At 45.7% G+C, this 23,089-nt stretch carries 20 protein-coding genes; 11 read left to right on the forward strand and 9 right to left on the reverse strand.

What is annotated here, in order from left to right; all coding sequences use genetic code 11:
• Positions 1-143 precede the first annotated feature (143 nt).
• The 3 genes from argZ to QUB33_RS24485 all read right to left on the reverse strand — a co-directional run bounded on the left by argZ (position 144) and on the right by QUB33_RS24485 (position 7,296).
• A complete protein-coding gene (gene argZ, locus QUB33_RS24475) occupies positions 144-2,258 on the reverse strand; it encodes a bifunctional arginine dihydrolase/ornithine cyclodeaminase (protein WP_333355543.1) in 2,115 nt (704 codons plus the stop codon).
• 377 nt (positions 2,259-2,635) lie between these two features.
• Positions 2,636-5,788 carry a PAS domain-containing protein gene (locus QUB33_RS24480; RefSeq protein WP_333355547.1) on the reverse strand — a complete coding sequence of 1,051 codons (3,153 nt, stop codon included), beginning with the start codon at positions 5,786-5,788 and terminating at the stop codon, positions 2,636-2,638.
• 569 nt (positions 5,789-6,357) lie between these two features.
• On the reverse strand, positions 6,358-7,296 hold the full coding sequence (locus tag QUB33_RS24485; RefSeq protein ID WP_333355550.1) for a glycosyltransferase: 939 nt from the start codon (positions 7,294-7,296) through the stop codon (positions 6,358-6,360).
• Positions 7,297-7,605: 309 nt separating this feature from the next.
• Here QUB33_RS24485 and QUB33_RS24490 point away from each other — a divergent pair, with 309 nt between their 5' ends.
• Complete coding sequence (locus QUB33_RS24490; protein ID WP_333355553.1) at positions 7,606-8,814, forward strand: argininosuccinate synthase; 1,209 nt, start codon at positions 7,606-7,608, stop codon at positions 8,812-8,814.
• A gap of 356 nt (positions 8,815-9,170) precedes the next feature.
• Here the strand turns inward: QUB33_RS24490 and QUB33_RS24495 are convergent, their stop codons facing one another.
• Positions 9,171-10,640 (reverse strand): GTP-binding protein, encoded by a 1,470-nt coding sequence (locus QUB33_RS24495; protein WP_333355556.1) that lies wholly within the window; start codon positions 10,638-10,640, stop codon positions 9,171-9,173.
• A 179-nt stretch (positions 10,641-10,819) separates the two neighbouring features.
• Between QUB33_RS24495 and QUB33_RS24500 the strand changes: the two genes are divergently transcribed.
• Together QUB33_RS24500 and QUB33_RS24505 are read left to right on the forward strand one after the other, a co-directional pair.
• On the forward strand, positions 10,820-11,650 hold the full coding sequence (locus QUB33_RS24500) for a CPBP family intramembrane glutamic endopeptidase (RefSeq protein ID WP_333355559.1): 831 nt from the start codon (positions 10,820-10,822) through the stop codon (positions 11,648-11,650).
• A gap of 81 nt (positions 11,651-11,731) precedes the next feature.
• Positions 11,732-12,106 carry an S-layer protein gene (locus QUB33_RS24505; protein WP_333355562.1) on the forward strand — a complete coding sequence of 125 codons (375 nt, stop codon included), beginning with the start codon at positions 11,732-11,734 and terminating at the stop codon, positions 12,104-12,106.
• An 81-nt stretch (positions 12,107-12,187) separates the two neighbouring features.
• Here the strand turns inward: QUB33_RS24505 and QUB33_RS24510 are convergent, their stop codons facing one another.
• The 4 genes from QUB33_RS24510 to psbH all read right to left on the reverse strand — a co-directional run bounded on the left by QUB33_RS24510 (position 12,188) and on the right by psbH (position 13,729).
• Positions 12,188-12,454, reverse strand: coding sequence for a DUF3146 family protein (locus tag QUB33_RS24510; protein WP_006633689.1), 267 nt, complete (start codon positions 12,452-12,454; stop codon positions 12,188-12,190).
• Complete coding sequence (gene pth / locus QUB33_RS24515) at positions 12,451-13,113, reverse strand: aminoacyl-tRNA hydrolase (RefSeq protein WP_015176009.1); 663 nt, start codon at positions 13,111-13,113, stop codon at positions 12,451-12,453. Before pth ends, QUB33_RS24510 begins: the two co-directional genes overlap by 4 nt.
• Positions 13,114-13,374, reverse strand: coding sequence for a TatA/E family twin arginine-targeting protein translocase (locus QUB33_RS24520; protein WP_172189683.1), 261 nt, complete (start codon positions 13,372-13,374; stop codon positions 13,114-13,116).
• Between the two features lie 151 nt (positions 13,375-13,525).
• Positions 13,526-13,729 carry a photosystem II reaction center phosphoprotein PsbH gene (psbH, locus tag QUB33_RS24525; RefSeq protein ID WP_015176007.1) on the reverse strand — a complete coding sequence of 68 codons (204 nt, stop codon included), beginning with the start codon at positions 13,727-13,729 and terminating at the stop codon, positions 13,526-13,528.
• 212 nt (positions 13,730-13,941) lie between these two features.
• On the opposite strand from psbH, the gene psbN reads away from it, so the two are divergent.
• The 7 genes from psbN to QUB33_RS24560 all read left to right on the forward strand — a co-directional run bounded on the left by psbN (position 13,942) and on the right by QUB33_RS24560 (position 20,792).
• Entirely contained in the window at positions 13,942-14,073 is a 132-nt protein-coding gene (gene psbN, locus QUB33_RS24530) for a photosystem II reaction center protein PsbN (protein WP_006633693.1), read from the forward strand.
• 244 nt (positions 14,074-14,317) lie between these two features.
• Positions 14,318-15,418 (forward strand): chorismate synthase, encoded by a 1,101-nt coding sequence (gene aroC, locus QUB33_RS24535; RefSeq protein ID WP_333163146.1) that lies wholly within the window; start codon positions 14,318-14,320, stop codon positions 15,416-15,418.
• A gap of 1 nt (position 15,419) precedes the next feature.
• Positions 15,420-16,331: an MBL fold metallo-hydrolase gene (locus tag QUB33_RS24540; RefSeq protein ID WP_006633695.1), complete on the forward strand. Its 912-nt coding sequence runs from the start codon at positions 15,420-15,422 to the stop codon at positions 16,329-16,331.
• A 562-nt stretch (positions 16,332-16,893) separates the two neighbouring features.
• Positions 16,894-17,889 (forward strand): hypothetical protein, encoded by a 996-nt coding sequence (locus tag QUB33_RS24545; protein ID WP_190659309.1) that lies wholly within the window; start codon positions 16,894-16,896, stop codon positions 17,887-17,889.
• A gap of 843 nt (positions 17,890-18,732) precedes the next feature.
• Positions 18,733-19,332, forward strand: a complete 600-nt coding sequence (locus QUB33_RS24550) for a class II aldolase/adducin family protein (RefSeq protein WP_333355573.1) — start codon at positions 18,733-18,735, stop codon at positions 19,330-19,332.
• 262 nt (positions 19,333-19,594) lie between these two features.
• Positions 19,595-20,149, forward strand: coding sequence for an Npun_F5560 family protein (locus QUB33_RS24555; protein WP_333355566.1), 555 nt, complete (start codon positions 19,595-19,597; stop codon positions 20,147-20,149).
• Entirely contained in the window at positions 20,142-20,792 is a 651-nt protein-coding gene (locus tag QUB33_RS24560) for a hypothetical protein (RefSeq protein WP_333355569.1), read from the forward strand. Before QUB33_RS24555 ends, QUB33_RS24560 begins: the two co-directional genes overlap by 8 nt.
• Before the next feature lie 44 nt (positions 20,793-20,836).
• Here QUB33_RS24560 and QUB33_RS24565 read toward each other — a convergent pair whose 3' ends face one another.
• Positions 20,837-21,181 (reverse strand): STAS domain-containing protein, encoded by a 345-nt coding sequence (locus QUB33_RS24565; protein ID WP_333096247.1) that lies wholly within the window; start codon positions 21,179-21,181, stop codon positions 20,837-20,839.
• Positions 21,182-21,529: 348 nt separating this feature from the next.
• Between QUB33_RS24565 and QUB33_RS24570 the strand changes: the two genes are divergently transcribed.
• Entirely contained in the window at positions 21,530-22,153 is a 624-nt protein-coding gene (locus tag QUB33_RS24570) for a DedA family protein (protein WP_190734423.1), read from the forward strand.
• Positions 22,154-23,089 lie beyond the last annotated feature (936 nt).

Genomic DNA, 23,089 nt, shown 5'->3' on the forward strand with positions numbered 1-23,089 from the left:
GCACGCTAACTTGCTCTCCTTTTGTAGACACCCTACCTAATTTACCACCGTTTGAGCCTTAACTGAACTGTATTGAAATTGGAGGCAGAGCCTCCGCATCGGCGTTACCAGGAAGAGCCTGGTAACGAGTAGACTAGCTAAATCTAAACAGATTGAGTTACATGATGACGGCTAGTCAATTTATCCAATTGATTCACCAACAAACTCAGGAACAACCCCACATCGGTAACAACTCCAGTAGATTCGATCGAACCCCGATCGCTCAATTTCGTCACCACCGCCGGATTAATGTCCACACAGACCATCTTCACACCCGCCGGCGTCATATTTCCCACACCAATTGAGTGCAGCATAGACGACAGCATTAACACCATATCCGCACCGCGTAACAGCTCAGTATATTCTTCTTGAGCCTTGACTAAATCCATTTGCGTGTCGGGAAGTGGCCCGTCATCGCGGATCGAACCGGCAAGAGAAAACGGTATATTGTTCTTCACGCATTCGTACATTACACCGTTAGTAACCAGACCTGCTTCAACAGCTTTTGCAATACTCCCGTAACGCCGCACAGTGTTAATTATTTTCAAGTGATGTCGGTGTCCGCCGCGCACAGCTACGCCACGTTTCATGTCAACCCCTAAAGAGGTTCCCATATTCGATTGTTCCATGTCGTGAACCGCGATCGCATTTCCACCTAAGAGCGCTTGCACGTAACCTTCACGAATCAAATGCGCTAAATGTTCGCCACCGCCGGTGTGGATAACAACAGGCCCCGCCGTAACTACAACTTTGCCACCGCGATCGCGAATTTGGCGCAATTCCCACGCTACTTGTTCCACTACCAATTCTACGCGGCGCTCGCTAGAAACGCTGCCGGACATAAAACTAAATTCTTGAGAATTGCGCTGTTCCCGCGATTCTGTTTTGCGGATGGTGCGGATGCCGACCACATCAACAACAACTTTTTCACCTACTTTTAAATCTCGCAGTAATTTGCATTTAGCGACTGGGCCCTCGGCAGTTTCAGTAATAGCTACTGCTCCATCCATCCGCTGATTTTGTACTTTCACCCACTGGTTATTTACCCGCACTTCTGTGGGATAAATCGTACTCACATAAAAGTCGTCCGGGCCGACACCATCTTGCACTACTGGTTCTAAAATAGCATCGCAAATCTCTTGCGGCGGAGGAACTGCACCCAAGTCAATCAGCATTCCCATGATTTCTTCCATCACATCGTGGGAAGGAGCCGAAACTTTAACGTCCGCAGATGATGTGCTTTGCCGCTGCTCTCCTAAATTGAAATTGAGGACTTGGAAACTGCCGCCGTTTTCGATAATTAAGTCTAAAGCGCGGCTGATTAAACCAGCATCGAGCAAGTGGCCTTCCATGCGAATGGTGCGGCTTTCTACCATCACGTTTGCCGATCGATCTTCTTGCACCGGTTCCGTTACCCGCAGTGTCAAGCACTTACAGGCGCCGCCCGCTTTCAGAAATTCGGTCATCGGCGTTTCAATTACTTGAAAACCGGCCTGAGTAATGCGCGTTTTCAAGGCTTCGCTAACCTTGTTCATTACCACAACTTTGTCAATATTGACCGCATTGCAGGCAAAATTAGCGGCATCTGCTTCTTCAATGGCAATGCGTTTTTCTGGCGCAACTCGCATTTCAATTAAGCGGTTGGAGTAGGAGTCAAATGCTGCGGGATAGTAGAGCAAATAGCCACCTGTCAGGGGACAAAAACAGGTGTCTAGGTGATAGAAACGTTCGTCAACTAAACGCAGCGAAAGCACTTCAATGTTGAGCCATTTTGCTAGTAACGGGTGCGAGTCGAGTTCGGAACGGAAGCCGTATCCGGCCCACAACCAGCGTCCTTCGCGATCGAGCAAAGCATCGCCCGCACCTTCAAACGGCAAGTCTTTCGGGAGTTCGTGCACGGTGAAACCTTTGCTTTCAAACCATGCTTTGAAATAGGGTTCTTCGCCTTGGCGTTCTTTGTGATAGAAACGGCTGAGGACGAAGGTATTGCCTAAAAGTAAGCCTGCGTTGGCGGTGAAAACCATATCCGGCCAGCCTTTTTCGGGCGGAACGAGGTCTACAACGGCATTGTCTTTGAGGACGTGGTAAAGTTTTTCCCACTGTTCGACGGCGCGATCGCGCGATGATTTGTGGACATTTCCCTCCATCCACGGATTAATCACGTAATCTACATCGTAGTGGTCGGGAGCGCACATGAGGAAGCGAATTGAGTCAGTCATAATTCAGTAAAAATTTGGTAGACGCTACAGCAGACGTATGTTGACAGAATTTGTATAAGAGCAACTGTAATATTCACTACTAATTTTAGCAGCGTAACGTCTGGAGGCTTTTAAGGCTAACTTTTTATTATATCAGGCTTAGGATTAAATTACACTAAATCACAGACTGTTCGCAGGAAATACTGGAGAAAATGCCAGGTAATGACGCAATCTAAAATAGGTTCTGATAAACGATTAATATGAGCTCTGTTCAATTGCTCCCAATCGGACGGTCGGGGCGGGTTTACGGTCGTCTCAGGCTTCTATTAGAGATTGCTGGTGGACTGGCCCCAACAAGAATTATGGTTAATTTACCAGACAGGATATAACAGCTTATCCTAACTTTTAACTTTCAACTTTTGCGATATCGGCAGTTCGATCGCAAATTCTGTTCCCCGACCAACTTCTGAATGACACTCCAACTTACCCCCGTGGGTATCTTTAACAATTTGGTAACTAATAGACAATCCCAAACCAGTCCCACTGCCGATCGGTTTGGTAGTAAAAAACGGGTCAAATATCCTTGACTGAACTTCGGGACGGATACCGGGCCCGGTGTCAGAAATCCGCACACACACTTGATTTTCTTGGCTGACTTCAGTAACAATGCAAATCTGCTTAACTTTGCAAGTACAGTTTGCTGATGACTCTTCCACAGCGTCGATCGCATTCAACAACAAATTCATAAATACCTGGTTTAATTGAGCCGGATAACACTCGACTTTTGGCAGGGTGCCGTAATTTTTAATAAGTTGAATTTCCCGACGTTTTGGCTTTGGCTGCAATCGGTGCTGCAAAATCACCAAAGTGCTCTCTATCCCTTCATGAATGTCTATTACTTTGCACTCTGTTTCGTCAAGTCTCGAAAAGTTTCGCAAAGACAGCACTATCTGCTTAATTCGATTAGCACCTTGTTGCATTGAAGCCATGAGTTTCGGAAAATCGTCAGCGATAAAATCTACCTCTATTTCTTCCAATTCTTGAGCTATTTCGGGAACAGGTTCGGGATAGTGTTGCTGATAAAGGCTGAGCAATTTTACTAAATCGCAAGCGTACTGTTTGGCGGGAAGAATATTGCCGTAGATGAAGTTGACAGGGTTATTAATTTCGTGGGCAACTCCCGCTACCATTTGCCCGATACTCGACATTTTTTCGGATTGAATGAGCTGGGATTGAGCATTTTTTAAGTATTTTAGAGCTTGTTCTAACTGTTGCGCTTTTTCCCGTTCTCGCAGTTCGCTAAGCAGCAAATCTGCTTCGGCTTGTTTGCGATCGCTAATATCGGTATGCGTGCCCGTCATCCGCACAGGATTTCCCGAAGCGTCGCGTTCCATCACCTTCGCTTGACTCAAAATCCACTTCCAATCGCCGGATTTTGTCAGCATCCGAAATTCCTTTTCGTAAGTGGGTTCTCTGCCTTCTAGGTGAGCATTTAGCGCTGCTTTAACCGAACGCCAATCCTCTGGATGTACCAGTTCCTCCCACGATGCGATATTATTTTCTATTTCCTCTACTTCATATCCTAGCATCGTTTTCCACCGCGAATTAAAATAGACTTCTGCCGTGACAAGATTCCAATCCCACAATCCCATCGCACTGCCTTCAAATGCCAGCTCAAAACGTTCTTCACTAAGAAGCAAAGCAGCTTCGGCTTGTTTGCGATCGCTAATATCCATTACTGTTCCCAACAGTTTGATTACTTCCTCGGTTTCGTTAAAAATCGCTTCTCCCCTTCCTTCCACGTATATGATTTGACCGCTAGTATGAAAAAATCGGAACTCTCTTTTGTAGGAAATGCCTTGTGAGATAGTGAGGTTGACAGTTTTTTGAAACAAGTGTCTGTCGTCGGGATGGCACATCTTTAAAAGTTGGGCAGATGTCGGTTCAGTTGCAGTTGAGTCAAGGCCAAAAATGCGGAATACTTCTTCTGACCAAGTAATTTTATGGGTGACTAAATCAAATTCCCAACTGCCGATATGGGCAATTTTCTGGGCTGCTGCTAGACTAGCTTCGCTCTGTTGAAGTTTAAGTCGCTGTTGTTTATCTTGTTCGAGAAGATTGGCTTGAGCGATCGCAATTCCCATCTGTGCCGCCACAGCGTTCAATAATCTGATCTCATCCTGCGTCCAGTGACGCGGGCTATCGTACTGGTGCAAGCATATCATTCCGTTGGCTTTTCCCTGGTAGGAAGTGCGGATGGATATCATCGACTTTAAACCTATTTGACAGCACAAATCTCTGACGTTTTCTAGCAGGGGTTCTGAAAAAACATCGTCACAAACTACAGCTTGATCTTGGGACAATAAAAACTGAACGTGAGGATTGCCCTGTACGGGTATTTCTAAATCTAAAAGCGATTTTGAGCCAGTTTTTATGTACTCAGCGACATTAAAAATTCGGGGAACAGGGTTTTCTGTGTAGGTGTGAATTAAGCAGCCATCGGCGTTAAAAATTCTACCTATTTGGGCCGCCGCTGTTTGAAAAACTTGCTCTGGATTTAAGCTGTAGCGGATTTCTAGAGTAATTGTTTCTAGCAAAAATCTTTGCTTAATTTGCCGTTCCAAAGCAGCTAAAGCTGTTTTAAGTTCGAGTTCTGCTTGTTTGCGATCGCTAATTTCAGCAGCAGTTCCCAGAATTTTCCAAGGTTTACCCTGCGCTGTTCTGGCAAACACGCTCTCCCGGCTGCAAAACCACCGATATTCACCATTTTTGTGCTGTATCCGGTATTCAAAATCAAAGCTTTCGCCATCTTTTGCTGTCTCAATTTTTTTTCTTTGTTCTAAGAATGCAGGGATATCGTCAGGGTGTATTAACTTAGGAATAAATGTGGCTGCCATCTCCTGTATTTCTTCAAACGTGTAGCCAATATCGCTATAAATTTCGCGGTTGACGTAGAGACTTCTCTCTTCTATCAAATCGTAAACATACAATAAATTAGGATTCGTTTTAATTACTGCCGACAGCCAGTGCTGGCTTTCTCGTAGTTGTGCTTCGATCCGCTTGCGTTCTTCTATTTCAGCTTCTAACAGCACATTTTTTGCTGAAAGTTCCTTAGAAAGCCGACTGAGCAGCAGTTGATTTTCGACGCGAGCCACGACTTCTTCTATTTCAAACGGTTTAGTAATGTAGTCTACCGCCCCCACCGAAAAAGCTTTGACTTTATCAAAAACTTCATTTAAAGAGCTGATAAAGATCACAGGAATATCTTTTGTTTTCGGAGAGGCTTTTAGCTGTTCGCAGACTTGATAGCCATCCATACCGGGCATCATGATATCCAGTAAGATCAAATCCGGTGGACTCGATAGAGCAAAGTTGAGAGCCAATTTGCCATCTCGTGTCGGCCGCGCTTTATATCCCCGCTTAGACAAAATCCGGGATAAAAGCCGCAAGCTTTCTGGATTGTCGTCCACCATTAAAATATTTTCTTGTAAAGGCGTGTTTTGAAGCCTCAGTTTTTCTAGTCTGGGATTTGTATTGTCAGTTGTATTCACAGCAGACCCTCAAATTCTTCAAATTTTGATGTGGGAATATTTTTAAGTCATTAACCGTTTGTAGCTAACACTCTCAGGTAAACCAGCACAACTATTGGGGAGACAGCCCACTCATAAATTATTTGTAATTATATCAAAAATAATGATTGTTTTAAAATGTGTGGAAATCTAATGAGCGCAGCCGCTCAAGAAAACAGCCGAGATTCCTCAAATCACAGGCTAAGCAAGCAACTTTGATTAAAAGTAAAATTTTTACATTTTCTAGAACCCGGTTTTGCCTGCCTTTACCTGGTAGCTCTGTATTGTGTTTTCTCCGCAAATATCCGTAGTCGAAATGACAATTAAAACACCCCTGACCATTGGTGTCAACTTAAGACTAAAATCCTTTGCTTCTCTGGTTTGTATCCAAGTCTTGATTCCCCTAAATCCCCCTTGTTAAGCAAGGCTAGGAGGATTTAGGCATAATTGTCAAACAGTATACCGTTACTATATTTGAGCTTAAGTTGACACCAATGGGCCCTGAAACACTCCTACAATATCTTATATTTTATTTGCACGGTTCGGCTGATTTATGGTATCTTTGTCTCGGCCTGCAATTCCCCACAAGCGGCGTACACGGCTTTCACGTTATACCAATTCAGAAAAATCCGAGCGATTTCTAAGGCTAACTGCGGCTTGCCTCGGTCAATCAACCACTGCAAAAAAGGAGTCATCGTCCGCTCGTTCAGCATCCCACCTAATGATAAAACTCCCCACAGTATTTGGTGCAAAACAGTCATTTGAATCATCATCCGCACTTCCCAATTAGGGTGCTTTTGATAAAACAAAACTCCCATTCTCCCGCGCTGAATTTCTCGGTCAATCATGCCCGGAATTTGCTCTAAACTAAAAGGTGGATGCCAGTGATAACCCACAGCAGCCGGACATTTAATCAGTTTCAAACCTAATTTTTTCAACCTGACACCCAATTCTAAATCTTCCCATCCGTACAGTTGAAAGCGAGTGTCAAAAAGTCCAGCAGCCAGCAGCCAGTGGCGGGCGATCGCCACATTTCCCGTAGCAAAATAAGCGGCAGAAAAATCGGTTATTTTGTAAGGTTCCGAAGTAGGATTATCGAAATTACAAGTATTAATCACGCTGCCGTAAGTAAAAACCGCATCAGTATCTTTGTAACCCTGTAGTAAAGCATCAGCGTGTGCTTGCAAAAAATGCTCTGTTACCACCAAATCGCTGTCAATAAAAATAATCGTATCGCCCTTAGCATCTTCAACGCCCAAATTCCGAGCCGCCGCCGGGCCCTGGTGAGATTGACAGATCGATCGCACATGAGGCAACAAGTCGGCATTTGTCGCCAACCACTCCAGCGTCCCGTCGGTCGATCCGTCGTCCACCACAATTACTTCATACTCTCTGGCAATCTCACCGAACTGCTGATTTTCCAAAGCCAGTAGACATTTTGCCAAAATCGGTTTACGATTGTACGTCGGAATCACAACACTAAAAAACACGGTTTTTCCCCATCTCCACAGTTACCGTATCCCACGGTAGCAGATTTTTCGCAGCAACTCCCCCGCGAAATAGCCAAGTTTAGCAAAAAAAGAATATATAAATCTGTACTATTTCTGACAAGAATCGATCTCAATTAGGTGCATAATGAAAAGTCGGTTAAACCTCACATTAGGCACCATTCTCAAGAACAGGCAAGATGCCCGTTCCACAAAAATGATATTTTTTTGTGGGGTGGGCCGAAGAGCCCGCCCTGAAAAGCTTAGTGACAAGGGTGCAAGATGTCAGTTAAATTCAGGATGTAAATAGCAATGAGTCGCGCTAAAAAAGTTGTGCTAGCATATTCGGGCGGAGTCGATACCTCCGTCTGCATTCCTTACCTCAAAAACGAGTGGGGTGTGGAAGAGGTAATTACTCTGGCTGCGGATTTGGGACAGGGAGACGAATTAGAACCGATCCGCAAAAAAGCTTTAGCATCCGGTGCTTCGGAATCTTTAGTTATTGATGCTACCGAAGAATTTGTCAAAGACTATGCGTTTCCAGCGATTCAAGCTAACGCACTTTACGAAAACCGTTATCCCCTTTCGACTGCCCTCGCTCGCCCGCTGATTGCTAAATTGTTAGTAGAAGCTGCGGAAAAATACGGTGCAGATGCGATCGCCCACGGTTGCACAGGTAAAGGAAACGATCAGGTGCGGTTCGATGTGTCGATCGGCGCGCTCAACCCCAAGATTAAGATTTTAGCACCTGCGCGGGAGTGGAAAATGAGCCGCGAGGAAACGATCGCATACGGTGAGAAATGCGGTATTCCGTCGCCGGTGAAAAAGTCTTCCCCTTACAGTATCGATCGCAACTTATTAGGAATGGCAATTGAAGCCGGAATCCTGGAAGATCCTTGGGCGGAACCGCCGGAAGAGGTGTATTTGATGACAAAGGCGATCGAACAAACTCCCGACACACCCGAATACATAGAAATCGATTTCGATTGCGGAAATCCTGTCAGTTTGAACGGCAAAGATTTATCACCAGTCGCCCTAATTTCCCAACTCAACGAAATAGTTGGAAACCACGGAGTCGGCCGGATTGACATGATTGAAAACCGCTTAGTTGGGATTAAATCGCGGGAAATTTACGAAACACCAGCGATTTTAGTTTTGATGCAGGCGCACCGAGACTTAGAAAGTTTGACGCTGACAGCCGATGTGACGCGGTACAAACGCGGCATCGAAGAAACCTACAGCCAAATGATTTACAACGGTCTGTGGTACAATCCTTTGAAAACTGCTTTAGACGCATTTATTCAGGACACGCAAAAGCGAGTAACTGGAACCGTGCGGCTCAAACTATTCAAAGGAAATGCGACAATTGTTGGCCGCAAATCGGAAAATTCTCTCTACAGTTTCGACTTAGCAACCTACGGCGCAGAGGACGAATTCGATCACAAAGCTGCTGAAGGATTTGTCTATGTTTGGGGGCTACCAACCCGCATTTGGTCGGAGAAAAATAGAGGTTACAAATAGGATTGAATTAGGGTTAAAAACCCGATATTAAGCCGCCGAATCGAATTCGGATTAACAATTCGATCTTAACCCGCCGAATCGAATTGGCGGCTACAAAAACAAAGTCTGCCTTCGCGGAATTAGAGTAGGGTGTGCACAGCACACCTTATTTGCCGCAATCGCCCAACCTCTGCCAATTGTCTAAGTCATGAGTTAGTAAGATACAGTAATAATTGGTAATTGGTAACAGGTTGTTATCCTAATAATTTGTTAAATTGTCTTCACACAAATTTAGCTTTGAGGTAGGGGTTTAAACCCCTGGCGGATTGCTGCAGGGCTGCGCCAGGATTGCTGGGTCAACGTAAAACAGCCGATCGCTAAGATTTCTGTTTTTCCACACTTCCCAAATCCAACTTAGCCCGCAACTCTTCCTTAATCCGATTTAAAATAGACTCCTCATCCAAAGAAGACAAAATCTTGCTCACCACAGCCTTTGGCCCATCATCTCCCCAAGAAGCACCATTAGCCAAATAAGCCTTAGTAACTTGACCGATACCGTAGGAAGAAACCCCCGCGATCGCAGCTTGCGTCACCGCCACAGACAAATAAGGCCCTAAAGCCAAGCCCCCCGTCGCTGGCGTCGCCAAACCCAACAATCCTTTCAAAGAACTCAAACCAAAATTAGCCAACAATTCGCCCGCAGTAATTCCCCCCATACTAATCGCAATCTTTTGCAGCAATTCCACCGCGCCCGCTTCCGTCATCGCAATGCCGTAAACTTTAGATAAAGTTAATATCATCACCACATCAATTACCGCACCGCTAAGAATATCAACTACAGTAATTGGATTAAGTGCGATCGCCACAGCTTTCGTCATTACCGCGTTCCAGATAATTCGATTAGCCGCGTTATCTCGAATTTCCATTTTTCGCTGCACCAACTGCTCGTTAATATCCCCCGCACAGAGCATCGTATTCAGCGCGACCAAAGATTTGCCTTCCCGGTCTAAAATCTCCAAAATCTTTAATTTTAAATCTTGCACTTGTGGCAAACTGCGAGTCATTTGCACGCCCATACTTCCGTCGGGACGGCGCACCGCCCTCGCCGTCAAAGGCGAAGCCGCCGCCATCACAATTTCATCGGGAGACAACAATTCTCTCACGCGATCGTCTCGAATTTTATGATAAATTGCCAGCCTGTCTGCATCAGGATACTGGTCAATTTTATTAAACACTAATAACATCGGTTTTCCGGCTTCCCGCAACTGCGAAAGTGCTGCGTATTCCACCTTTGTAATGTCGCCAGCAACTACAAACAAAATCAAATCTGCTTGTTGAGCAACGCGGCGGGCTAAAAGTTCGCGAGTTTCGCCGTCAACTTCATCTATTCCCGGGGTGTCGATTAATTCAACTTGCGACAAACGGTAAATAACTGGCGAAAGTCGTAGCGTAGCGGGGCGTAAGCCATCGGGCAAATTCTCATCAATTCCCTCTCCGACATCCCACTGGCCAATAGTCGTGGTGCGAGTCACCCCGTGAGTCGGGCCAGTTTCAAACACATTTTGACCTAGCAGCGCGTTCAAAACCGAAGATTTTCCCCTTCCCACCATCCCAAACACAGCTATTTGCACGCAAGCGCGCTCTAGCTTGTCGAGCATTTTCTCCAACCCGCCAATTTCCGGTTCTAGTCCAGTTCGCTCTTGAACTGTCAAGTCGAGATTTTCTACTATATCTCGCAGAGCATCTTTAGCGTGGCGCAGGTTGAGTTCTGCCTGAATGTCTGCGAAGCTTAAAATTGTGTCATCTAATTCGCGATCGACATTTGAAAAATCCGAGGCTTCAGTCATTGTTACCTGATGTTATAGCTTTGCTTCACTTAAAGTTTCAACCGATACCATGCCATTCTAGCTTTTTCCGCCTGCTTTGTACATTAGGGGTACGGCAATGCTGTGTTTAGAATCCGGGTAGGGACACAGCAATGCTGTGTCCCTACAGATATCATGTAAAACCTGTTTAATTTACAACAATGATTAACCCAATCAAAATAGCCAATTATCCATTTCATTTACGTGTGATAATTTTCTTATTAATTTTGCTCGCAATATGGCTGCCGCTAGCAGCACCAATTTATCTCTTAGTTAAAGATAGTAACCTAGCAACTATTCTGACAATGGGATTGTTGTTTACTGAGTTTCTGTTCCTAGTGCCGCGCTGGGGAAAACAGGTTTACGGACAAACCCAATTACTCAAAAGTTACGGTTTAATCAATACGCGAAAAAACGGTTTTGAGCTTTTAATCGGATTGGCGATCGGGCTTTTGCTCACTTTCAGCTTATTTGGGGTGCAAGGGCTGTTCCGCTTAGTCGCGTGGCAAAATTCTGATAATTTGCCGAGAATCATCGCAGAAGGGCTGTTAAGCGCCCTTGGAGTCGGTTTTGCGGAGGAGTTGGTATTTCGTGGTTGGTTGCTGGACGAGTTGCAGCGGGATTACAATTATAGAATATCTCTGTGGGCGAATAGCCTGGTGTTTGCCCTATCTCATTTTATCAAACCTGTCGCGGCAATGCTGGGGAGTTGGCCGCAGTTTCCGGGGTTGTTGTTGCTGGGTTTGATTCTGGTTTGGGGAAAAAGATCGCGCCGAAATCGCCTCGGTTTGTCGATCGGGCTTCATGCAGGTTTAGTCTGGGGATATTACATCATTAACATCGGGCAGTTAGTGCGATATTCGGCATCTGTTTCCGACTGGGTGACAGGAGTTAACGGCAATCCGCTAGCTGGGGCGATCGGGCTGTTGTTTTTGAGTGTCTTGGCCTTGGGAATGCGAAAAATGTCTGAACATTCCAAAGGTTTCGAGTAAGGACGAATAGTCCTTATTTGCCACAACTTTGAGGACTAAATTCCTCACTACCACCCAACTTATTGAGAAATTTATAAACTTATGAAACTCATCATCTTTGGCACTGCTACACTGTTAATGTATACAGGTTTGTTAGCTCCGGCAAACGCACAAAATACCGCACAAGTCAAGCCAAATAATTCTTTAGTTCAAGTGCAGACAACGCCAGAACAAATTCTCAATGCTTGCGTGCAGAATCAGGTTGAAACCCTGCCAAATCCTTTTACCGATGTACCTTCCAATCACTGGGCTTACAAAGCTGTTTTGACAATGTATTATTGCGGCGCTTACCGAGAAGGGACGCCACCTGCTTTAATTAAAGAATCACTGGAATCGGGACCTCCTACTAGAGAAAGTTTGCCTTCCCGAGCACGGTTTCCCTATTTCCCATTAGAGCCATTTCCCGTGATTAATTAAAGAATTACTGGAAGCGGGATATCCTACTAAAAGAAGTTTTTATTCCCGATTACCTTTGCCACATTTCCCATTACTAAGATTTTAAAACTGAGCCCGAACCGTAAACGAATAATCGCCACCTGGTTCTAATTGATAATCCCATTTTTCCAGAAAACGGTGCAGCGGTTCCTGAATCAATGCCCTACCCTGAGAAGGTTCAAGTATCAGTGTTTTTTCTGACGTGAAACGCCACTGAAACTGCCACTCAAAATTGCCGGCAGTCACTTCACCCTCAATCGTGCCTTTTTGCCAAGATTGGCCAGTAACCCGGACATATGCAGTTGTTTCTGGCAAACGTCTCGAACTCACCTTTTTGTTTCCGCGTTTGTTTCTGCAATTGTGCGACTATTGTAAAGGCTCATGGCTTTTTCTACTCCTTGGTGCAGACTCAGTTCCACAGCTTCTACAACCAGTTTAAGCACTTTCTCTACTAACTGACTTTCCTCTGAGGAAAACTTTCCTAACACGAAGGAAATCGTATCTTTCTCATTTTTAGCAGCATCGTTTTGAGGTTTGCCGATGCCAATCCGCAAGCGGGGAAATTTGTCTGTGCCCAAATGAGAAATTGTGGATTTCATGCCGTTGTGTCCGCCTGCAGAACCGGCAAGCCGCATTCTCAATTTCCCGATCGGCAAATCCATATCATCGTATACTATTAATACCGACTCCGCAGGTATTTTGTACCAATCCGTCGCCGCCCGAATCGCTTGACCCGACAGATTCATGTAAGTAAGCGGTTTCAGCAAGCGGATTTTCTGTCCCCGCGGCCGGTTTCCCTCGCCAAATATGCCTTGAAATTTGCGATTTTCCGACAGCGAAATCTGCCAAGATTTAGCCAAGGCATCGACAGCATTAAAGCCTATGTTGTGTCGGGTGCGATCGTATTTAGGTTCTGGATTTCCCAAGCCAACTATTAGCTGGGGAATCACTAACTCCGCTGGTGTTTCCGACTTCTGAGTGTTGTTCATTTAACTGTCTGTGCTATCTTCCTTGGGAGTAGCCGCCGCGAGTTTTTCAGTTTCCGGTTTGCTGCTAGTTGCTACTGCTTCTTCTAGCTGCTTGGCTTCCCGCGTGAACTCCGATTCAAAATCCCGCGAAGCGTCTTGAAAGCCCCGAATTGCCTTCCCCATACTCCGGCCGATTTCTGGTAATTTTTTAGGACCGAATACCAATAGGGCGATCGTAAAAATAACAGCCATTTCCGGCAAACCAATGCCAAAAATATTCATTTTTTCTCTCCTGCAATTTGTTTAGTTACTTCTTGTTTATTTATGGCAAAAGTAACCGGAAAGGGTAAGGAAAAATGGGAAAACTTAGCTTTTACCCTTTCTCCTCAACCCTCAGCTTTTACTTTTAGGCTTACTGTTTTGCGATCAATTTTTAGCGGCCTAGGCTCGACCAATCCATATCCACACTCTCCAGAATCAGAGAAGAGTTGTAGATTTGCAAAATAATCAACAAGAACACGAAAAACAGTCCAATGAAAACGCTCATCAACAGCGTGGTGCCCCAACCCGGAGCGACCTTGCCGTACTCTGAGTTAAGGGGTTTGAGTATATCTCCTAACCAAGTCCGTTGTGCCATAAGTCACCTACAATGAATCTCTACAGAAAAGTTTGACATATTTCTACCGCTAATTGCGATCGCAATTTCTCAGAAATTCGGGAACGGGACTCGGACAACGGGGAGTAGGGGTTGGCTGCCATACCGTAGAGCGCCTAAAATCACTAGACTTTCAGACGGATTGTTATTTTTTGTAATATTATAGAGTGGATCACTCATAATCGATCAAAAATATGGAACCTGCAGCAGTTCTCGGCATTTCTCTGGGCGTGTGTCTGGTGGCAATCACCGGTTTCTCGATCTACACCGCTTTCGGTCCCCCCTCTAAGGAATTGAGAGATCCTTTTGAAGAACACGAAGACTAAAGAAGAAGGAAGGCACAACACGGATTCGGACACGGATACACGGATGAATTTAAGTGTGTTTCCAGATATCTCTTATTCTCTGTCTCTCCCTCTCTCCCTGGTAGATATTCTTCTAGGGGTGGGAAGGGAGTGATGCTGCGGGGCGATCGCGTGTCGCCTACTCGTCAATGGTATATTTTTCAGAAATACAGTAAATCTCTATTCCATTTAAGCTAAAAATTATTAAGTTTCAGGGCAAAGCATAATGGGCAATATTTTTGGGCATTTATTTCGGATCTCGACATTTGGGGAATCTCACGGCGGCGGTGTCGGAGTCGTAATTGACGGTTGCCCGCCCCTGGTGTCGATCGACGCATCGGAAATTCAAGCCGAACTCGATCGCCGCCGCCCCGGCCAAAGCAAAATTACCACACCTCGCAAAGAAGCAGATACCTGCGAAATTCTGTCTGGAGTGTTTGAAGGCAAAACTTTGGGAACGCCGATCGCAATTTTAGTCCGCAATCAAGACACTCGCCCCCAAGATTACGGCGAAATGGCGACAACTTACCGCCCTTCTCACGCTGACGCTACCTACGATGCCAAGTACGGAATTCGTAACTGGCAAGGCGGAGGTCGCAGTTCGGCGAGGGAGACAATAGGTAGAGTAGCAGCAGGGGCGATCGCTAAAAAAATTCTCAAACAAGCAGCAGGAGTCGAAATAGTCGGCTACGTCAAACGCATCAAAGACTTAGAATGTGTCGCCGACCCAGACACTGTTACCTTAGAACAAGTAGAAAGCAACATCGTCCGCTGTCCAGATGCTGAATGTGCCGAAAGAATGATTGAACTGATCGAAAAAGTTCGCGACAGTGGAGATTCGATCGGCGGTGTAGTCGAATGCGTCGCCCGCAATGTACCCAAAGGCCTGGGAATGCCGGTATTCGACAAACTCGAAGCCGACTTGGCAAAAGCCATCATGTCCTTGCCCGCCAGCAAAGGCTTTGAAATTGGTTCCGGGTTTGCCGGGACTCTGCTCAAAGGCAGCGAACATAATGATGAATACTATACTGATGATAAGGGTGTAATTCGTACAGTGACGAATCGCTCTGGCGGAATTCAGGGTGGGATTGCTAACGGCGAAAATATCATTTTGCGGGCGGCATTCAAGCCAACTGCAACAATTCGCCAGCAGCAGCGCACCGTTACCCGAGAAGGCGAAGAAACGCTGCTGGCTGCCAAGGGACGGCACGACCCTTGCGTTTTGCCAAGAGCTGTGCCAATGGTGGAAGCGATGGTAGCTTTAGTGTTGTGCGACCATCTGCTGCGCCATCACGGACAATGTGGAACCTTAAAGCCTGAATTTTAAAATGGAAATCAGCTTGTCCTCTGTAGCGGCAACTCCCGTTGATTGCCCTCAACCCTCCGAATCAATAAAAGGTATAGATGATTTTGTAGTACAGTTTTGGGGCGTGCGGGGCAGTGTTCCGACACCCGGACAGGAAACTGTTCGCTACGGCGGCAATACTTCTTGTTTGGAAATGCGAGTCGCTGGCAAACGCTTGATTTTTGACGGCGGAACAGGCTTGCGGATGCTGGGAGACCAGTTGGTGCAAGAAATGCCCGTGCAAGCTTATATGTTTTTTACTCACTATCATTGGGATCACATTCAAGGTTTCCCGCTGTTCGCCCCAGCTTTCATCCGCGGCAATAGCTTTGATATTTACGGGGCGACTCCGCCGGATGGAGATTGCATGAAAAGGCACTTTGTCGAACGGGTGTTGCACTCGAATTCGCCGGTGCCGCTGATGGGTTTGCAGGCAGATTTGAATTTCTACGAACTCCATCACAACCAGACGATGATGCTGGACGATATTGAGATTAGGACGGGTTCTCTGAATCACCCGAATACTGCTATGGGCTATCGGGTGACTTGGCAAGGACGATCTGTTGTTTATTGTTCGGATACCGAACATTTTCCCGATCGCCTAGATGAGAATGTCTACAATTTAGCCCTCGACGCTGATGTGCTGATTTACGATGCGATGTACACAGACGAGGAATATCACAACCCCAAGTCTCCGAAGGTGGGTTGGGGACACTCGACTTGGCAGGAAGCGGTGAGAATGGCTAAAGAGGCCCGGGTGAAACGAGTGGTGATTTTTCACCACGATCCGGCTCACACAGACGATTTTCTCGATCGCATCGCCGAAGACGTGCAAATTGCTTTTCCGAAGGCTGTCATGGCACGCGAGGGCCTTATTTTGCCGATCGGCTTCTGAACATTCGCCTAGGCGAGCTAGATCGAACCATCAACCGATCGAACCATAATTGTTATGTGAATATGTGGATCTGGGGGCGAGACCAGCTCCACAATTTTTTTTAATACGCAGCAAACTCTTAACTGCATGGTATAATTCTTGCTTGTTAAGTTTTTAGGTCGAGTATTTAAGGTTTTTTTTATTCTTCAACCGCGTCCGCAAGACGCCAAGACGTAAGATAATTGGAGAATTGCCAAGGGTGAAAAGGAGACTGTTTTGAATGTCAACAAACACGGGGAGGCGAGGCGATCGCACGCCTGAGTGCTAGTCTGATGCCAGTAGACTTCCAGAAGCCTTGTTACAGATTAATTATTAAGGACAAAAACTGAAGTTATAGCTCGGATCAAATAAAAGCGCAATCGGTTTTTTAGGCTCGTGAATATTGACAACTCTCAAAAGCTAATAGCTTTTAGGTAGAAACTGAGAAAATTTTCAGCAGTCAATTTGACTAACCAGAAAGAAACGATGGCTCTTGGGTTTGGCAGGAGCTGCGGCAAGCGAATGTTATGACTTGACTATCAAAATGGGAAATTTACGTTTTAGATCTTCAGCACATCAATACAGATGGATTGCCTTAGGCAGTTTTGCTGTAATTATGGGTATTTCAGGCGCCCTGGCCTACCGCCTCGCCCCGCCCCCCGGATTCATGGCTCAAGGCACTCTCACTTCTAATAATCCGCCAGTCAAATTTTCGAGTACGGGCACGACAATTCTCAAGCAGGGAGAGCAACTCACCCCAGAGGTTCTGCTGGCAGATAATGTTGTCAAAGCAGTGGCAGATGCAGTTAAGCTGTCGCCCCAGCAAGTTCGACAAAATGCTAGTGTCAAGATTTCTAAGCCGGAACAACCCCTAGAGATTGTTGTTGGGTATCGCTCGCTCGATCAGGAGCAAGCAATCCAAACGGTGGATATGTTGATGAAGGGCATGGTGGAAAAAAGCCGCCTGATTAACAGATATCGGTGGCAATCAGTCAATCAGTCGCTCAACCAACGCTTGGCACAAGTCACTCAAGACCTGAAACAAGCTCAGCAAAAACTCGACCAATACGAAAGAGAACGCGCTCGGCTGTTGCAGCAAATGAAGCTTCAGCAAGACTTTTACAACAAAACTCAGCTTGCAATGGCGGATACGCAAGCTTCGGAAAAAGAAATGGTCAGCAGTTTGGCCGCCGCTACAGTGCCGCAAATTGTGGCGACGCCCACGAGCGATCCGACAGTGCCTCTGATTTTGGGAATTGGTTTGCTGTTGGCGATTTTGGTCAGCCGGGGTTTGATTCCTTCGGTGGCGGATTGGAGGTACAAGGCAGCTTTTCAGCGAGAAGAGAGCGAAAGGCTCCAAAGTGCTTTGTACCGACTGATCAAAGAAGGCCGCGGCGAAATAACTCTGGTGCGGTTTGCGATGGAAACGCGGCTGTCGCCGGATGTCGCTCAGCGTTTTTTGAACCAACAAGCTGAAGTCTTTAATGCCAATTGCGAAATTAAAGACGACGGCAGTATCTTGTATCACTTCCACATTTAAAGGGCTGCGAGCGATCGCGCTCCACAGAAAAATTTAGCCGATCGAGCTCTCACTGCTCGATCGGCTTGTTTTTTTGTTAATAGGACTTATATCAAGTTCGGTTGATCGACCATCCCAGTCTCGCTCGGTGCGGGTTTACTGGCTCTAAAACTTATACTACAGATTTTCGTGAACCCACCGACACGAGCTTAATTGCGGTCATTTTACCGGAGATGATATTACGCTCATCAACCCGGTTTCTGAACTTGTAGGGGGCCCCGGAGCTAAAAATTGCTCGATCGACAGAGGTGTTGACGACCGTAGGCCACACAAAGATTTTGCAAGTTGTGTCCAAAATTACTAAAAAATATTTTAATTGTGTACTCCCCTCGCTTAAATATATGTATAATCATAAAAGATATGTAAATGTACGGTTGCTTTTTACCTACCTTACCTGATATGGGGGTACTTTCTCGTCAAATATCTCTTAAGGCATAAGTCAGCTCAGTATAAATGCTTTAGTCTAGAACAGTTACTTGTTCAGGGAAGTTATGTAGTTTCACATCAGAAACTCGATCAGGCAAAAGCCTGGAATCAAACTCCCCGACTGAAAGCGTAAGTTTTCATCTTGAACTTTTGCAATCACCTAGAGGCTAAACCATGATTTTTGGAATAATTTGTTCTTCTTTCGTAGCTTACTTTTTGCTAATGTCGGTCGCTAATTACGGCGACAGTGGAATGTAGACCTGTTAAGGCGTTCATGCACCGAGACATAAAGCAGCAGGCAAAAAAAAGCTGTTTGACCACTTCGATTAAGTCTCAGCTTGGGCCGTGTCTATCGTGGTCGCTCTGGCAGGAAAATGGATGGATGAAGGAGTCGTTAAGTACCGCTGTGACTGGGAAGAAGCAGGCCCTGTAGCTGCCCAGAACATAGCAGATTTGATGAACTGGCGCGCTCGGCTCCACGCTTGGGGATTAATTGGCGTCTACGAAAATGGCATAGGGTTTGGGAACGTCAGCATCAGGCTCGGCAATTCTTGCCAATTCGTGATTTCGGGAACCCAAACTGCACACTTAAGGGCTCTCGGGCCAGAATCCTACTGTACTGTTACCGAATTTAACTTAGAACAAAATTTCCTCGGCTGCAGGGGCCCCGTACAAGCTTCGTCGGAGTCCCTGACTCACGCCGCCCTTTACCTTCACAGAGAGGATGTGGGCGCAATAATTCATGTCCACAATCCTAAACTATGGCAGCAACTGCTGTTTAATATTCCTACTACTAGAAAAGAAATACCTTACGGCACTCCCCAGATGGCCTTAGAAATGTTTAGACTTTTTGAGGATGAGAATTTGGCAGAGTGCAAAATTCTGGCGATGGCCGGTCACGAGGACGGCATTATCTGTTTTGGCAGCACCTTGGACGAAGCTGGCAAAGTGCTTTCGGCTGTGATTGGTTACACATGAGATCTTGCACTATTCTCAGAAAAAGCTAAGAAACCGGGTTTATTGACAAAAAACCTAGGGTTCTACCTGTGTCTATGGCAAGAAACTAAGGTGATGACGTGGATGCCTGATTTGAGTTAGACTGAGCTTTACCCTTGACATCGGGCCGCTGGCTCGATTTAGCCTAATGGGTTCAAAACTTTTGAAGTGCCTCTTGCCTCTGCGGTAAGGGAAAGATATTTTTAAATAGAAACACATTATATAACAAAAGCTGAGAGTCATCGTGAATCAAACTAAACTTGTAAGCTCAAAAGAATTGCAATCAGAGGTATCTCGTCTCACCGAAGAGCTGCAAATGCGCGACCAATTGGTGCAGCAGTTGTCTCAAGAACTTTTCAGGCTGGTGAAGGGCAATTCTAGTTTTGTGCCGCCACCGGAAGTTTCCGATCGCCACCAAGCTCAAATGCACGCAATGCGGGAACAACTCCAAGCTGTTGAAGAACAGGTGGGTTTTTATCAGGAACAAATCGCAGAGAGGGATGCAGAGGTTTACCAACTGCGGCAGTCGGTGCAAGAATTGACGGATCGCTCTCGGATGCTAGAACAGGTGGTTCAGGAATTGCCAGGGGTTTACCGCCAGAAGTTTGCCGAGCGCATCGAGCCAATTAAGGAAAAGTTGGAGCAACTGCAAAAGGAAAACCGCCAGTTGCACACAGAGTTGCAAAGCGTAACTTACCGTCTAGCTGTGCGGAACCGCAAAGCTAAGGGCTTGGATCTGCCGAGTGTCGATGCTGAGGACGATCGGGGCATTCAAATGCCGAGCTTTGGCAATGTCTAAGGTTTTGATTGTGGCGAGTGGTGAGAATGATCCGGCCGCAAGTCTCAAGGCGGCGATCGCTCAATCTAATCCTTTAACTGAAGTCAATATCTGTGGGGTTTCTGAACTCAATTCTGCCGCGATCGCTCCGGGTGGGGCGATCGTTTGTCCTTTGACGCTGAATGTGCCAGAAAACCTGGTTTTTCCGGCTCAAGATGTGTTTCGATTTTGTGGCAATGTTTCGGCGGCGCGCGATCGAGTGTTCCAGGAGTTGCTTTTTCCCGTCGGGGGTGGCAATTTTTTGCTGCCTGTGGTGTTGACGGCAAAGGGCCCACTGTATGCTGAGGTGATCGGTGGGGAACCTGACAAGCAGTCTGGCGAGTTGAGTTACTATCAACCGGTGCATTTGTCGGATGTTTGGCGACAGCAGTTGTATGAGTTGGCTTACCGCTTGCTGAATCTTTTAAATGCGCCCCCGGCGACTTATTTGATGCAGTTCGGGTTCGTAGGAGAAAGGATTTGTTTCGATCGACTTTGGCCTTTTCCGGCTGCACCTGCGATCGCTTCTGTCGGCGTTCAAGTGCCGGATTTATTTGTTTGTCATTGGTATTGCTTGACAAATCAACCTATTTATGATATAGAAATTAACTCTGTGGTTGCTTGAAGTCTCTTGCAAACTTGAGATTTAAACTCGGGATCTCATTTTAATCAAGCAACTAAAGCCGGAGTTTCAGTGGAGATAACTTGCTCAAAACTGTCGAAGATTTCAAAGAGTTGGTCGAGTTGAGTAATTTCAAAAATTAGCTTGACTGTGGCTGAGAGGTTGCAGATGACGAGGCGGCATCCCCGGTGGCGGGCGGCGTTGAGTCCGCCGACTAAGGCGCAGATCCCGGAACTGTCGATAAAATCTACGGCGGCCATGTCTATTACCCAGAGTTTGTGGCGATCGGGCACAATCTCGGCTAGCTGTTGCTGGAGGAGGCTGCCGGCTTGGGAGTCGAGGCAGTTGTGAGGTTGAAGGACGATGGGCTGGTTGAAGTTAGGAAATTCCATAGCAGTTATCCTACGATCGTAAAGTATGAATAAGTGAGTTTATTTGCTGACTCTGTTGAAAGACTCATGGGATTTCAGCCTATGTTTTAGGATGCGCGCTCGCCCTTGTGGGAATCGATGGGGAGAGCCGTTGTGATAAATTTAGTAGGAAACTGGCTAGCGATCGCGCGGAATGCAACCGCAACAATTCTCTATTCCTCTAGTATGCCTGAAAGGCTAAAGTTTAGTTGAACCAGCGATCGCGACAACAGTGTGTTCTTCATCACAGCGAAAGATTGCACTATTGGCTGAATCGAGCCAATATATAAATGTATTGAGCTTTGCAAAAGTTTACGAAGGCAGTATCGAATGTCTTTTGAGTTTTTATCGTTAGAGACTATTCAGCAGTTTGCGCGCGATTACGGCTACTGGGCAGTATTCCTGGGAATTTTGCTGGAAAATCTGGGAGTTCCTCTTCCAGGCGAGACTATTACGATTGCTGGCGGGTTTTTAGCTGGCAGCGGGGAACTGAATTACTGGTTTGTACTCGGCAGTGCGATCGCTGGTGCGACTGTGGGCGGAAACCTTGGTTATGCGATCGGCAGGTACGGCGGCTGGCCATTGCTGCTGAAGCTGGGGCAATTTTTCCGCTTTCGAGAAGAACAACTGTTTGACTTAAAAGAACAGTTTAGCAAAAATGCAGCTAAAGCCGTATTTTTGGGTCGTTTCATAGCACTGCTGCGAATTTTTGCTAGCCCCCTAGCGGGTATTGCAGAAATGCCTTTTTGGAAATTTTCGCTGTTCAATGTTCTGGGTGCTGCAAGCTGGGCATCTGTAATGGTGAGTTTATCCTACTTCTTGGGACAAGTTGTGTCTTTGGAGAAATTGGTAGCTTGGGCCGCTCAATTTGCGGTATTTGCTTTGCTGTTAGCAGTTGCTTGGATTGCAATTCCTATTTGGTTGGAGTCGCGGAATTTGGACAAGACTAAATAAGATTGCTGGTTAGACTTTTTGCAAGAGTTCTGGATTTTCTGTTTTTAACTGCCGATAAACGCAAATGAACACAGATATTATCTATTTTTGTAAAAAGTCTAATGCTTGTCGATCGCCTATTAATAAGTCAGGGCTTCTGTCCTCAAAATCATCAAGTTTGTAGCGATAATTTCTGTCCTCAGTCCCATCTTTGCTTAGTATGAGGATGTTCTTGGATTGAGTTAAATAGGATTTCAAAAACTTGATCGCTATAATTATAATTCACAGAATGCTGCTAACTAGGGAGGAGAAGAAGTGCGATCGGAATAATCAGCGCGATCGCGAAAAGGCGATGTAATAAATACTCTAGCTCTTCAATTACTTTAAACAGTCCATTAGCAATATATTCAGGACTTACGTAATCAGCGCGTTAAATCAAGGGTTTCAGATTGCTTCACTAGGCTCTCTTCGGATATGAAATAGTAGTATGTGTCTAGATTCTCTGGATATCCCTAAATACACCAATAAACACCTTATTTACGAGGGAACCCAAACATTCAGCAATTTTAGCTTGATTAGTTCGGTCATTTAGCAATAACAAAATCATACTTTTTTATCTAAAATCTCCTTTTTATTCCTCTTTTAATGCTTATTCCACTTGCTCTATTTGTTTTGGAGTCCGATAATTTTGAGCGGATAGTGTTGCAGTAATTGACGGAAATACTTTTGAAGTATACCGTATTTAAAGGCACAACAGCTTGTTTCAATTTCATTTAAAATTGTAGCAACGAATCATCTGTTGTGAATTCCTCTTCCCCTTTCTTCCTCTGCGTCCTCTGCGTTTACTTTCAAAAGTATAAATTTAACCGCAGATATACACACTGGTGTTTAGACTAAGCAGCATAAATTGACTCAGCTATGGCTGAGTTACTAAAAGAAAATATGGAAGAGGAAAAA

Source organism: Microcoleus sp. B3-A4, assembly GCF_036705385.1.
Classification (GTDB): domain Bacteria; phylum Cyanobacteriota; class Cyanobacteriia; order Cyanobacteriales; family Microcoleaceae; genus Microcoleus.

Coding starts and splice junctions, on each gene's coding strand:
- QUB33_RS24540 (WP_006633695.1), top strand. CDS start 15,420: ATGGAAATCAGCTTGTCCTCTGTAGCGGCAACTCCCGTTGATTGCCCT.
- psbN (WP_006633693.1), top strand. CDS start 13,942: ATGGAACCTGCAGCAGTTCTCGGCATTTCTCTGGGCGTGTGTCTGGTG.
- QUB33_RS24505 (WP_333355562.1), top strand. CDS start 11,732: ATGAAACTCATCATCTTTGGCACTGCTACACTGTTAATGTATACAGGT.
- QUB33_RS24565 (WP_333096247.1), bottom strand. CDS start 21,181: ATGGAATTTCCTAACTTCAACCAGCCCATCGTCCTTCAACCTCACAAC.
- QUB33_RS24570 (WP_190734423.1), top strand. CDS start 21,530: ATGTCTTTTGAGTTTTTATCGTTAGAGACTATTCAGCAGTTTGCGCGC.
- aroC (WP_333163146.1), top strand. CDS start 14,318: ATGGGCAATATTTTTGGGCATTTATTTCGGATCTCGACATTTGGGGAA.
- psbH (WP_015176007.1), bottom strand. CDS start 13,729: ATGGCACAACGGACTTGGTTAGGAGATATACTCAAACCCCTTAACTCA.
- QUB33_RS24545 (WP_190659309.1), top strand. CDS start 16,894: ATGGGAAATTTACGTTTTAGATCTTCAGCACATCAATACAGATGGATT.
- QUB33_RS24520 (WP_172189683.1), bottom strand. CDS start 13,374: ATGAATATTTTTGGCATTGGTTTGCCGGAAATGGCTGTTATTTTTACG.
- QUB33_RS24495 (WP_333355556.1), bottom strand. CDS start 10,640: ATGACTGAAGCCTCGGATTTTTCAAATGTCGATCGCGAATTAGATGAC.
- QUB33_RS24490 (WP_333355553.1), top strand. CDS start 7,606: ATGAGTCGCGCTAAAAAAGTTGTGCTAGCATATTCGGGCGGAGTCGAT.
- argZ (WP_333355543.1), bottom strand. CDS start 2,258: ATGACTGACTCAATTCGCTTCCTCATGTGCGCTCCCGACCACTACGAT.
- pth (WP_015176009.1), bottom strand. CDS start 13,113: ATGAACAACACTCAGAAGTCGGAAACACCAGCGGAGTTAGTGATTCCC.
- QUB33_RS24550 (WP_333355573.1), top strand. CDS start 18,733: ATGGATGAAGGAGTCGTTAAGTACCGCTGTGACTGGGAAGAAGCAGGC.
- QUB33_RS24560 (WP_333355569.1), top strand. CDS start 20,142: ATGTCTAAGGTTTTGATTGTGGCGAGTGGTGAGAATGATCCGGCCGCA.
- QUB33_RS24500 (WP_333355559.1), top strand. CDS start 10,820: ATGATTAACCCAATCAAAATAGCCAATTATCCATTTCATTTACGTGTG.